Origin of the sequence: Streptococcus sp. 3.1, assembly GCF_016648915.1 — a bacterium.
GTDB classification, from domain to species: Bacteria; Bacillota; Bacilli; order Lactobacillales; family Streptococcaceae; genus Streptococcus; species Streptococcus salivarius_E.
Map to the genome: position 1 here is coordinate 153,208 of NZ_JACLQV010000004.1, position 12,792 is coordinate 165,999.

The window sequence follows — 12,792 nt, forward strand, 5'->3', positions numbered from 1 at the left end:
TACCGGCAAAATCTCTATCATCAATCTACTTCAAATTAAAATATTCCTTAACATCTCTAGCATAGCCATACTGTTGATTCAAAGTCTCTAATAAGTCTTTGTTATAATCTGGATAATTGTCATTCCTCACCATCACCCTCATACAAACATGCTACCAAGCGTTCAAAGGGCTCTATATACTCCCAGTAGTCAAAAGGGAGATTTGTAATTTTACTTAGATCATTATCATCAAAATGATACACGAGATGACGTAGTATTTGATTTTCAATATAATGGATATCTCTCAACTGCCCGAGACTGATTGTATCCAATTCTATGATGTAGTGACACAAATCATCAAGTGCCTTTACATCAAATTTTTTCTCCTCGTGTAGGAAGTAGAGAAAGCTCTGATTCTCAGCTCTTTTGTTATCTTCTATCAGATTCCTTTTATGCATCATTCTTGAATCCTTTCCTTAATAGCAACATTATAACACTAGAAAATGATTCCCCAAAACGACAACATAAAAAGAGAACTTGGGATGTTTCCATTCCAAATTCTCTTCTTCTTGATTAGCAAAGTAGCAAGACTTTTTACCACAAACTAATACGTTTGCTTGGTGCTAGATACATGGCGTCTCCTTCCTTGATTTGAGGGTAGGCCTCATAAAACTCAGGAAGGTTTTTAAGTTGTTGGTTAACACGCAACTCATTTGGTGCGTGGACGTCTTGTACCATGGTATATTTATTGTACTGTAGGCTGGCCTTTTGTTTCCAGATATCTGCGTAGTTCTCAAAGTAATCCTTGAGGTTAGGTTTTGTCAGATCTGTTTTGAGAACTTGTAGTGTGGATGAGAGACCGCCAGCATCTGCGACATTCTCAGTGACTGTGAGTTTTCCATTTACCTTAGTCCCGTAAATTTCCAAACCATTCCACTGGTCTTCAAAGGCTTTGATCCTCTTGTCGAAAGCTTTACTATCTGCTTTTGTCCACCAGTTATGCATGTCGCCGTTCTCATCATAGTCGGCACCATTGGAGTCAAAGGCATGGGTAATTTCATGTCCAATCACGACACCGATACCACCATAGTTCTTTTCAGTACTTTGGTTTTTGTCATAAAATGGAGCTTGTAAAATACCAGCTGGGAAGTTGATGCTATTGCTTTCTGGGTTGTAATAAGCATTGATATCAAAAGCAGAACCAGACCATTTATTCTTATCAATAGGATCATCAAAATGATCAATGGTATAACGTTTTCCGAACTGGGCAATGTCTTCTGACAATCCAAAGAAGGACTTGTTCGGATCAAGATGTAGTTCCTTAGTACCAGGATCGACATCTTCCTGATAACCTACGAAAACCTTCATTTTATCCAACTTTTCAATGGCCTTGTTGCGTGTATCTTCCGTCAACCAATCATTTTGTTGGAGACGGCCACGATAGACATTTTTGATTTTATCAATCATGCCTGTCACGTCAGTCTTGGCTTCCTCACCAAAGTATTTACGTCCATAATAGACACTCATGACATCACTAAACAGATGGACACTCATCTCGTAAACCGTATCTTCCTTAGAAATTGGCTTCTGTGTACCCATAATAGCCATGCTAATCGATTGAAAATTCAAGCGGTAATCTTCTGTCAGAGAATTTGAGGCCGCCATAGCTTCTTGAACCAAGATCCATGATTTGATTTTAGAAAAATTGTCCTGATTGACGATCTTACTATAATTCTCAAAATACTTGGTATTAGGGACGTTGATGGTTTCTAAATCACGTCCCATAATGCCTTTAATGACATCATATAATTTGAAGGAACCAGAGTAGGCATTAATCTCTTCTGCTGTTTTAGGGTGAACCAAATTCTTACTTTCAGACATCTCTTCGTTACTGAGACTGTACTTAGCAATGATTTCGTCGAACTCCAGTGCTTCTTTGACAATGCGTTTACTATTTTTTTCGCTATATCCAAGCATTTCCAAGGCTTTTTGCGTAGCTGTTTCAATTGGAGTCAAATATTGTTTCTTGCTGGCCTCGTCTTTATAAATAGACACATCTGGCAATAAGATACTTGGGGGACTCAATTGGATTTGTTTTTGGCTGGTATTCTCTGCGTTAGTTCCTACGTCATAACCAAATGGAAGAGGAATCCCTTTATCAGTCAAGCTAGCAGATTTACTGGCCAAATCATTCAGATCCTTGATATCCTCAATTTCTTTTAGATAAGGTTTGAGAGGTTCAAGTCCATCTTTCTCACGTTGCTTGTAATCACTAGCAGCCTTGTAGAAAGTGATAAACTCAGACATCCCTGTAATATCTGACGTTTCCTTGCCCTCCCCTAAATTTTTGATATCCTTCTTTAGCTTTCCTTTAATATCTTCATCTAAAGTATAAAAATTATCAATGCTTGGAGAATCAGCAGGAATTTTGGTTTTTAGAAGCCAATCCTTGTTAACAGCTTGGTAAAAATTTGAGGCTACCGTAGCATTCTTGTCAATCGGCGTTTCTTGTGGGACAAAGGTTTTATAAGCCCAAAAACCACCTCCTGCAAGAGCCAAGGCCAAGGCTCCCGTTATGGAACCAAGAATAATTTTCTTACGCTTTTTCATAGATACTCCTTAGAAAATTAGATTAATATACTTGTATTATATCATTAGAACACAAATTTTAGCAAGCTGTTTCTGGAAGACAAAAAGAAGTAATCAGACGATTACTTCTCTTTATTTTCTTAAATAGCGAAAATTGGGTAACAAGATACTCAAGATAAGAACAATAAAAGATCAACTAAATCCAACTTAGCAGGTTGAATTCAGTTGATCTTTTTGGTCATTTTACTAATCATCACAAGCAGATAAATCATTTAAAAGACAAACTGCCGAGTGATGTTAATCCTCTTGCTAGATTAATGTTACGCTCTGATTTTTCTTGGAATTCTGTGAGCGTCTTACTCAAGTCACTCACTCCAGAACTCAGAGAAATCCCTTTAGAAAGATTGCTGACTGCTAGAGCCTGAATAGCTCTACATAATTCTGCTAGAAGTTCGTCATTATCCTTCTTTCCAACTTCTATTTCATTTTTAAACGTTACGAGCAACTCTCTCTCATTTTCAGTTGTTTCTGGATTTATAATAAGATTGTAGATATTGTTTAAGATATCCGTAATTTGGTTGTTGTTACTTTTTGTCATCTAGATTACCTCCTATAACCTGTAGCAAGATTAGGTCGAGCAAGTGAATTAAATTGGTTAATTGTTTGTGTTGTCATGAGCAACGACCTCTTTTAATAGTTCGCTGTGACATCATTATACACATCTAGCATATCAAATTCAAGAACAAAAATATCCTTCTGCCACAAATAATCCAAATTTAGCACCAACAGACAAAAAGAAGTAAGCAAACGATTACTTTCTTAAACTGCGAAAATTGGGTAACAAGACACTCCAGATGAGAACAACAAAAACACCTAAAATAATAATTGTAATATAGGGGTTAAAGTATAGGCTGATTAGTAGGACAAGACTCATCGCAACCATTAGGTAACCTAACTTTCTCGCTACTGAGTTACTGCTCTCACTGTGATTTTTAGTAGCTAGACCAATACTTTTAGGAAGATAATTTCCTATTACTAGAAAAATGAGTGCTACTAACCAAATGACAGTCAATCGAACTTGGACATGTCCGCCCATGGCAACAGTCAATACGAGACCTTGAATGATAACTGCAGAAATCGGAATAAGCCATAACATAAACTCTTTTAAGAATGAAATGGTTATTTGTTTAAAATATGAAAATAAGAGATTATAAATGGCAAGAGCAATAAAAGGAAGGACAACTATTGCTAGATTGCGATTCATAAAACCATTGGCTTGTTCTTCCACATTAAAGTGGATAGCCACCCGATTTGGGAGTTGATTGTAAAAGACTAGTCCGACAATAACCGGTGTGAGTATTACTAGATTGCCAATGACTCTTTGCATATTATTTTTCATCTTCTTTTCCTCCAAGTGACTGAATCCACGTTAAAATTTCTTCAAAAACGGTTAAGTTCAAACTATAGTAAATAAAATTCTTCTGCTTTTCTTCTTCAATAAGTCCTGCTTTTCTCAAGGTAGACAAATGATGAGAAACTGTTGCGGGAGCCAAGTCAAACTGCTGGCTAATTTCACCTGCTGACTTGGGCCCAGACTTTAGATAGTCTAAAATTTCTCTCCTCACGGGGGCAGAGATGGCTTTTAAGGTTTCAGATAAGCCCATGAGTTTCCTCCTTTTTCCAAATTTGGCGTGTCACAAGTCCGACACCTAGCACATAAATAGCTAACATGACTTCGATTAATAAGATATTTCTGACTATCCCTTGTTGATAAGCACCTGCCAAAAAATCGATGGTAGCATGAAGTAATATCGCCCATAAATAGAATGAAAGCTTATGCTTAGTGACTGCTAAAAAATCCCAAGCTGTAAGCAAGACTTGTAGTAGCAATGCAACTAATCTTTCAAAAAGAGACATAACAACTGCAAATCCAGTTAGTTGGTTGACCTGACTCACAAGAAGTGACGGCAATTGACTGGTCTGACCTGAATGGATGGCCTGTAAAACAATGATGTAAGTGAGTAACCCCATCACTCCAAGCAAAATAAATTCACTAAGTCCATGTCCAAAACCGTAGGCAACAATATCAGATGTCATCAAACTTCTTTTCTTAGCAAGGACCTTAAACACCACATAACGTGTTGTTTCTTCGACAAGGCCAGCCATAAGTCCTCCATAAATAATGGTCAACCATTTAGAAGAGTGGACAAAGCCAGAAAAAACCACAGCATTGATAGGTCCTTCAATCATCATGACAGGTAAGGCAAAACCAATCAGACCTACTAAAAAGAGCTTGATTGAAAATTGCCATTTTTTCTTCAGAACGATAAAACTTATGATGGCGATAACTAACATGGCAAGAATTGTCATAAAAAGGAATGTTTCCATTTGATTTATTCTTTCATTGAGACGGGATAGGAATGCTATATTGGTAAGAACACCTATTTCTATATTTTTCGAAATAGATTATACGCTTTTCCTAAAGCACTGTCAAGACTATTTCGAAGAAAATCGAAATAGGAGTACAAAAAAAGACCGTTTTCACGATCTTTCTTCTTGAGAATTTTCCCTCATTCTCGACTGTGTGTTCTCTGGCCATTCACACGGGCTACTACTGCTTATCTTCCTGGGATATATTCGCCGGTGTTGGCATCGTAGTAACGGCGTTGGCCGTTGACTGTGACGTAGGCACCTTTAACTTGGCGACCTGATTGGTCAAAGTAAAGGTGTTGGCCATTGATGACTTGTTCGCCTGTTACGGCATAGCCATCAGCTCCGAAATAAGCCCAAACGTTTGGCTCGATTTGAGCAAAGCGGTTGGTTACAGGTTGACCGTCGTTTTCGTCATAGTACTTGTAACGACTACCGACCTTAACGGCTTTGCCCTTGTATTGGATACCATTTTGGTCAAAGTAGTATTCCTTGCCATTGATAGTCCACTTGCCTTTAAGGGCTTGGCCATCAGTATTGAAGTAAGACCATTGGTTTGGTGCAATCTCAGCAAAGCTGCTTGTGACAAGAGCTCCACTGTGGGCATCATAGTAATAAGTCTTACCATCTTCAACAATGGTTTTACCCTTGACTTGGATACCATTTTTATCAAAGTACTTAAGGTATCCATGATCAGCACGAACTTGGCCGATTGCCAGTGAACCGTCTTGTTTGAAGTACATCCACTGGTCATCACCTACTTGGAGGTAGCGTCCGCTAGCAAGAATACCTGATTCTGGCTCATAATAATATTTGATGCCATTTTCTTCGATAATTTCGCCCTTAGCTTGGCTACCATCTTCCTTGAAGTAATAGAGGTGACCATCAATGTATTGACGTCCAGTGACACGGTTACCTTCTTTATCAAAGTAGTTCCATGACTTAGTTGCTGGGTTATAGACAAAGATGCTACGTCCGATTTCACCTGCTGGTGTGATGTAGCGAGCCTTACCATTTTCAAAGATAATAGAATCAGCTCGGTTGCTGTAGGCCGTACCGACACTACCATCTTGATTAAAGTAATAAGTCTTACCGTCAATGACACGTGAACCAGTCACAGTGTTACCATCAGCATCGAAGTAATAACGTTTACCAGTGCTACTATCTGTCGCAAAGACATTGCGTCCCATATCACCTGTTTGGGCAGCATAGTAATGCAATTTGCCATCATCAGTACGGACAATCCGATCCTTAGCCTGAAGACCAGTTTCACGGTCAAAGTAGAAATGGTGACCACTCCAATGAAGGTTACCCACTACCATGGTTCCTTGTGTTGTAAAGGCACGGACTTGCTTACGTTTGTCATCAAAATCAACGAAGGCATTCTTAACCATAGCACCGTCTAGACCGTAATAGTAAGTATAGCCGTTGCTAGCACGACGAAGAGCATTACGCAATTGGATACCATTGTCAAAGAAATAGTAATCCTTGCTATTGATGTTTTGGGCACCCTTGGTCATCTTACCGTCAGCACCGAAGTAATACCAGTTACCATTACCGTCTTGAACAAATTCATTCTTAACGGCTTGGTTATCACGAAGGAAGTAAACATCTTGTCCACGACGTTGGAAGACTTGAGTGCTTGTAATGGCACCTGTGTCACGAAGTGGTGTTGGCAAGAGTTGGCCGTTGGCTGAAGTATTAAAGTACTGGTTGGTCTTGTCATCACGAAGGACAAAGTTGATGCCTCGTCCAAGGATGTTAGTTCCGTTGAAGTACTTAGCAGACCATTTGGTAATCTTTTCATTCGTAGGCAATTGCTTACCATTTGAGATTTGCACACGGTTGAAAATAGATGGGTACTTAGCTTTCAGCTCATCAAGGAAGGCACCACCGTACTTGCCTTGATAGTCTGTGCCATCTGTGCGGGTATTTGCCACATAGGCTTGGTCCACAATTTGATAACCTTGTTGGTGATAACCGTAGCCGTTAACACGTGTGGCATTAACTACTTCTTTTCCTGGAAGGTTATAAATTTGGTCTGGCACCCAGTCAGCAATGGCTTGAATACCATCTTTGTGGAGAGCACGAAGGACATTAAGGAGGTCCTCAAGTGAGCCATACTTGTTATTTTGACTCAAGGCCATGTCATAACGGTCATCAAAGGCATAACCATTGTCAATTGTTGAATCAAGGAAGGTACCATCCTTACTTGAAACGTACTGTGGTGGAAGTCCAACAGACGTAACACCCCAAGCTTTGAGCAAATTAGTGTTCTTAGCCAAGACACGGTTCATATAGAGTTCTGGCTGATCGTCCGCAAAAGCTTGGAAGTTTGAGAAGGCTTCATACATGACTTGCGAATCAAGGGCTGCTGAAGACTTGTAAACTTGACCATCTCTATTGGCACGGTTACTTGGCTGTGTACGTGCGTCTTGGTTAGCCTTAGCCCCGACTGGTACCCAGACACCGAGGTAACCTGATACTTGCACATTTTCCACACCAAAAATATCGTTGGCATTGAAGGTCAAGTTCCCATTCCAGTCGGTACGTTTAAGAAGGTTTTTAGGCACATCAGAATCGTTGAGGTAGGTTGCTATACCATCTTTTGTTGTCAAAAGTAATGGGCGATAAAGCTGATTACGGTGAGCTCTACCCATGTTCATCGTTACGGTTTCATTGCTACCCAATCGGAAATCATAGTTGTTGGTCATGATGACACCCATCCCTTGCGTACGGGTTTCAGCAGTTCCCCAATCAGTTCTGTTATTGGCACCTTTACCATAACGAACTGATGTCAAGAGGCCGTCATTTCCGACTTTCTTCACTTCCATGTCTTGACCACCAGCTACATACTTGATACGGGCACGCAAGAGGGTGTCGATAGCATCAAAGTAAGGCGTCTTTTTCGCCATGTAGTGACCATCCTCACGGTAGAGGTCACCGTAATAAACACGTGTTACAGAGTCCTTGTTGGTCAACATGAGGGCATAGACAGATGGCAAGTTGTAAGACGCATAAGTTTTATGAGCCTTATCAATATCCTCATTGTAAATCTCGAAGGCCTTCTTGATTTCATCACGGGTGAAATTGTAACCAAACAGATTTGGATTGATACGATCACGAATGATACGTTGGATAATGGTTTGCGCTTCCGTATCGTGGGCACGGGTGAAAATATAGTTGGCCATACGTTCACCGTTCTTATCGTTAGCACCACGTGGATTCAAACTACTATTCATAAAAGCAGTCATGTCCCCAAGCTGCATACGTGTATTTTTATCACGCATCAAAAGGTTGGTAAGAGCATTACGAAGGGCATTATCAATCGGCAGTTGTGCCCCCTTATTGTCCTTGTTGTAATATGGGTCGTTGGCAGACCAAGCTTCCAAGTATGACAAGTGTTTGATCGCATTGGCTTCAGACTTGTCAACACCATAGGCTACTTTGAAGTAATCAGAAGCGATTTGGAGAAGGTCAGCATCCACATTGTCCAAGGCATCGACACGCAAACCGTCAAAGTTAGCAGTTGGGTCATTGGCCATGATACTTCCGATATTCATCATGAAGTGGAGCCAGTTAAGTTGCTCCGCCTGAACAGCTGGGTTTGAGTTATCAATATCGTTGGCAAGCAAGAACTCAAGACCACCGATAGAATTGTCCTTGAAGTACTTACGTGTACCCGTCTGGTTAGTAGGTGTGCGGTTAAGTAGACGATAATCAGAGTTGGCGTAGCTAGTACGGTTACCAGTATCACCCTTACTGTTGTTAAAGAGCAACTGTCCACCTTGCAAATGGTCGTATGAACTATTTTCAGTGCTACTATTCCAACCAGGCTGAGTCTTGATAAACTGATCAATACTTGTACGCAACCAGTTGGTATTGCCTTCACGCGCAATACGTTCTTCAATCTTAGTCTGAACCGCTTTAGCAGCTAGATTTAGACTTTCCTGGCTAGAGTTGGTTGAAAATGATCCTGCACCAAGACCTTGATTTTGCATGTAGTTTAGGTAGTTAACCTGAGTCGATTTGTCAGGCCACCAAACCATCAAGAGTGGACGTTTGTCCGCTTCAGTTGAAGCTGTCCAAGTCTTACCATCCTTGAGAATACTCTTTGGACGGTACCAAGCATCTGCTGTGATGAAGGTGTCCAGTTGGTCCAAAGATTTGTTATCGTTTTTGTAGAGCTGATTTCCAGATGAAAAATCTACGGTCGCCTTGATAGGTTTAGTTGAAAATTCATCCTGTGACTTGGTCGCAAGAGCCCCTGTTTCAGCATCAAAATAATATGACTTACCATCTTGCTCAAAGACGAAGTTCTTACGCACACTACCGTCACTATTGACATAGTATTGTTTGCCGTTAATCCATTGGATACCAGTCGCTGTGTTTGTGTTGGCTTCACGAGTTTCTGCCAAGGCACGACGGCTACGTGTACGAGCTTCTGTATTTGCCGTATCAGTTGTTGCTGCACGGTCTGTAGTAGCTGTTGCACGATCCGTTCCAGTTACTGCAGCGTTAGTATTTGTATTTGTATCAGTTGTTGTGGCACTCGTATCAGCTGCAGCTGCTTGCACATTTGTACTTGGTGATACTTGACCTGAGTTAGTTTCCACTGTCGCTGCGTTTGCAGCAGGTGCCGCTGCCCTATCTGTAACATCGGTTGTCGTGCTAGTCGCATCTGCGACAGGAATAGCCACGCTCGCAGTATTAGCATCTGCTGAGATAGTTGGTGCTACTGTAGTTGCTGCATCATTAGTTGTAGCTGGCGTTTCTTGAAGCAGATTCTGACTGCTATCACCCGACTGATTCGCAGGATTTTGCTCATCGGCCTGAACCTGTTGATCCGCCAACAAAGTTCCACCAGCAACAGTAACCATTGAGAGTGCTGTCACCCCAATAGTCACCCAATTCTTCTTCACTTTATGCATTTTAAAGCGTACTTTTTGTTCCATAATATTTACCTTTTTCCCTTATATTACTTCTATCATAAGCTATTTGACAAGGGAATACAATTACACAACTATAATGTCAGCTTAATGTATCTACCTTCGTTTTCTCAGAAAACGTCCTTTAATAATCTGCCTAATAAATGCCCCTTGTGAACAAATGCACTAAGGATAACATAAAACCAACTAAAATCGTTAGGATTTAGACTTTTTTAGACGATAGAATCATCCTACAATATTAATTTATTTTTAAATAAAAAAACCTTCATTTCTAAGATGAAATAAAGGCTTGGGTTAGAGATATTACCTAGTGAACAAATCAGCTATGGTTTCAATAATGGCATAGAGTAATGGGTATTTTCGTTTTCTGAAGTCTGTTTTATAAAAGTAATAATTCGAAATTAAAAGAAATAATATGACAATGATAATCCAAGCCAAGATAACCATAATTTCTCTCCTTTAAGAAGTCAGTTACACCTAGAGCTTAACGAAGATGGTTCCCCATAACTACCTCTAACTCTTTTTTCCTACATGCAAATATAATACCCATTATAACACGGCTATAGCTCCTCCTTGCGAATATGAGAGGGACAAAATTATTAGGATTTAAGTGTGAAAAAGCATCTGGGTGTACACTGACAGTTTCTCTAAAACAACTCAAAAAAAACCAGCAAACGCTGGTTTTTTCATCTATTTAATCACCTAGAGTTATGATAGGAAAATAATAATAATTTAGATAGGAAAAGGAAAAATTAGCTCTAGATTTTTAAAGTACATAGTAATTAGCGACGCTGTCTCAATTCACCAGTTTTAGCATCGCAGAAGAGGCGTTTGCCACCAACATAAACATAACGTCCTTTCACTTGACGACCTGAACCGTCAAAGTAAAGCTGTTTGCCATTGATGACCTGTTGTCCAGTCACTGCTTGACCTGCTGCGTTGAAGTAATACCAGCAGCCACGTCCAGCTTCGACAAAGCGGTTTACCACTTGCTCACCAGTGTGGGCATCAAAGTAACATTTCTTACCTTGGACAGTAAGCAATTTACCTTTGACTTGAGCACCATTGCTACCAAAGTAGTAAACTTTATTGTTAATATTTTGAAGACCTGTCACTTTGTGACCATCTTGGTTAAGGTAAGCCCATTGGTTAGCCGCCATTTGAATGAATTGGTTGATGACTGCTTGACCAGTGACGGCATCATAGTAACGTCCTTCAGCCCAGCCACCTTTTAGCTGGCTATGGTCTTTGTTGAAGTAATAGAGTTTACCATCAATCACTTTGGCACCTTGAACGAGGCAACCAAAAGCATCCGCATAATACCAGTTGTTGTTTTCAAAGATAAAGCGTGACACAGCCATTTCACCTGTTTGGGCAGAAATGTAGTATTGCTTGTTGCCTTGTTGCATCATCTGACCTTTGATTTGACGGCCTTCTGAGTCAAAGCAGTATTCTTTACCATTGATGATACGTTTTCCTGTCACAGCGTAACCATGTTCATCAAGGTAGTACCAAGCTTGGTTTTCTTTATTTTGAACAAAGGTATTTACAGCCATATTACCAGTATCAGGGATGAAGTAACGGATACGGCCATCTGAGAAGCGAATAAATTTGTCTTTAGCTTGGATACCTGTTTGTGTATCAAAGTAGAAGGTTGTGCTACCCATTTCAAGGAGACCAGTAGCCATGTGACCATAACAATCGAAATAGCGAACATCTTTACGGTAACCAGCAAAATCGTAGAAGCCGTTGATAGCTTTCACACCATTTTTATCATAGTAATAGGTGTAACCATCGCTACCTTTAACAAGTGAGTCACGAGCTTGAAGACCATTTTCAAGGAAGTAATAAGCCTTACCATCGATAACCTTTTCACCTTTGACCTTTTGACCATATTGATCGTAATAATACCATTGATTTTCGCCTACACGGATAAATGAAGACTTAGCATTGTTCGAATCAACACTTGGTTTAGTCTCACCTGAGATGATTTGGTAACCTGAGTTATTTTGCTGGTTACCTTGTGAAATGATAGTGACATTAGCATTTGAACCATTCGAATGCCCTACTGATATGTTTGGAAACAGTTTATTAGAATTCGAAACGATAGTAACATTCGGCGTAGTTCCTGAAGCCGTGATGGTAATCGTCGTATTTCGACCACCATTCCAATGAATGCCGTTTGAGTCAGACGAACTCGTCGTAATTGTCGCAAAACCGCTAGCTGACGATGATGATGACCATGATGATGACGACGAGTAAGAATACCAAGCTGAACTTGATGAGCTTGAAGAACTTGACGCACTAGCACTTACTGATGCCGAGCTGCTACTTGATTGGTAAGCAGAACCCGTTTGTGATGAATTAGAGTTTTGTGTTCCTACGACTTGTGAAGTTTGTGATGAACTCACTTGACCAGATCCACCACCAACTACAGTCTGAGATGAGCCTCCTGTTGAAACAGATGATGAAGACTCGTAGCCTGTACTCGTTTGACTTGCATAGTTAGATGGCACTGCTGACACATAAGTAGCACCTTCTGTTAAGGTTGGTGAATAGCTTTCATTAATCAATGATGCACTTGACTCAATGCCTGCATCTGTTTGTTCAAAACCATCACCATTAGGAAGTGACACTTCATCTGCTTGTGCCGATTGGTCTGCCAAAAGGGCTCCACCCGCAAGTGCAACCATCGACAGCGTACTAACTCCAATAGTCACCCAGTTTTTCTTGACCTTGTGCAACTTAAACCCAACTTTCTTTTCCATAACATACACCTTTCAATATAACTTTATTTCTCTATTCTATGTTAAGGGATTTTGGAAACGAATACAATTACAGATGC

At 40.2% G+C, this 12,792-nt stretch carries 8 protein-coding genes; all 8 read right to left on the reverse strand.

Features of this window, described 5'->3' with window-relative positions; all coding sequences use genetic code 11:
- Positions 1 to 119 precede the first annotated feature (119 nt).
- Positions 120 to 440 carry a hypothetical protein gene (locus tag H7U02_RS04040; RefSeq protein ID WP_081721209.1) on the reverse strand — a complete coding sequence of 107 codons (321 nt, stop codon included), beginning with the start codon at positions 438 to 440 and terminating at the stop codon, positions 120 to 122.
- A gap of 133 nt (positions 441 to 573) precedes the next feature.
- A complete protein-coding gene (locus H7U02_RS04045; RefSeq protein WP_037610540.1) occupies positions 574 to 2,589 on the reverse strand; it encodes a M13 family metallopeptidase in 2,016 nt (671 codons plus the stop codon).
- 247 nt (positions 2,590 to 2,836) lie between these two features.
- Complete coding sequence (locus tag H7U02_RS04050; protein WP_201042832.1) at positions 2,837 to 3,166, reverse strand: bacteriocin immunity protein; 330 nt, start codon at positions 3,164 to 3,166, stop codon at positions 2,837 to 2,839.
- A 213-nt stretch (positions 3,167 to 3,379) separates the two neighbouring features.
- Positions 3,380 to 3,967, reverse strand: coding sequence for a DUF1648 domain-containing protein (locus tag H7U02_RS04055; RefSeq protein ID WP_064525405.1), 588 nt, complete (start codon positions 3,965 to 3,967; stop codon positions 3,380 to 3,382).
- On the reverse strand, positions 3,957 to 4,232 hold the full coding sequence (locus H7U02_RS04060; RefSeq protein ID WP_002891308.1) for an autorepressor SdpR family transcription factor: 276 nt from the start codon (positions 4,230 to 4,232) through the stop codon (positions 3,957 to 3,959). Before H7U02_RS04060 ends, H7U02_RS04055 begins: the two co-directional genes overlap by 11 nt.
- On the reverse strand, positions 4,219 to 4,956 hold the full coding sequence (locus H7U02_RS04065) for a YhfC family glutamic-type intramembrane protease (RefSeq protein WP_110981509.1): 738 nt from the start codon (positions 4,954 to 4,956) through the stop codon (positions 4,219 to 4,221). The genes H7U02_RS04060 and H7U02_RS04065 overlap by 14 nt, the downstream gene beginning before the upstream one ends.
- 230 nt (positions 4,957 to 5,186) lie before the next feature.
- Entirely contained in the window at positions 5,187 to 9,953 is a 4,767-nt protein-coding gene (locus H7U02_RS04070; protein ID WP_201042834.1) for a glycoside hydrolase family 70 protein, read from the reverse strand.
- A gap of 776 nt (positions 9,954 to 10,729) precedes the next feature.
- Complete coding sequence (locus H7U02_RS04075; protein ID WP_037601148.1) at positions 10,730 to 12,715, reverse strand: KxYKxGKxW signal peptide domain-containing protein; 1,986 nt, start codon at positions 12,713 to 12,715, stop codon at positions 10,730 to 10,732.
- Between the last annotated feature and the right edge of the window lie 77 nt (positions 12,716 to 12,792).

Coding starts and splice junctions, on each gene's coding strand:
- H7U02_RS04075 (WP_037601148.1), bottom strand. CDS start 12,715: ATGGAAAAGAAAGTTGGGTTTAAGTTGCACAAGGTCAAGAAAAACTGG.
- H7U02_RS04045 (WP_037610540.1), bottom strand. CDS start 2,589: ATGAAAAAGCGTAAGAAAATTATTCTTGGTTCCATAACGGGAGCCTTG.
- H7U02_RS04055 (WP_064525405.1), bottom strand. CDS start 3,967: ATGAAAAATAATATGCAAAGAGTCATTGGCAATCTAGTAATACTCACA.
- H7U02_RS04060 (WP_002891308.1), bottom strand. CDS start 4,232: ATGGGCTTATCTGAAACCTTAAAAGCCATCTCTGCCCCCGTGAGGAGA.
- H7U02_RS04065 (WP_110981509.1), bottom strand. CDS start 4,956: ATGGAAACATTCCTTTTTATGACAATTCTTGCCATGTTAGTTATCGCC.
- H7U02_RS04050 (WP_201042832.1), bottom strand. CDS start 3,166: ATGACAAAAAGTAACAACAACCAAATTACGGATATCTTAAACAATATC.
- H7U02_RS04040 (WP_081721209.1), bottom strand. CDS start 440: ATGATGCATAAAAGGAATCTGATAGAAGATAACAAAAGAGCTGAGAAT.
- H7U02_RS04070 (WP_201042834.1), bottom strand. CDS start 9,953: ATGGAACAAAAAGTACGCTTTAAAATGCATAAAGTGAAGAAGAATTGG.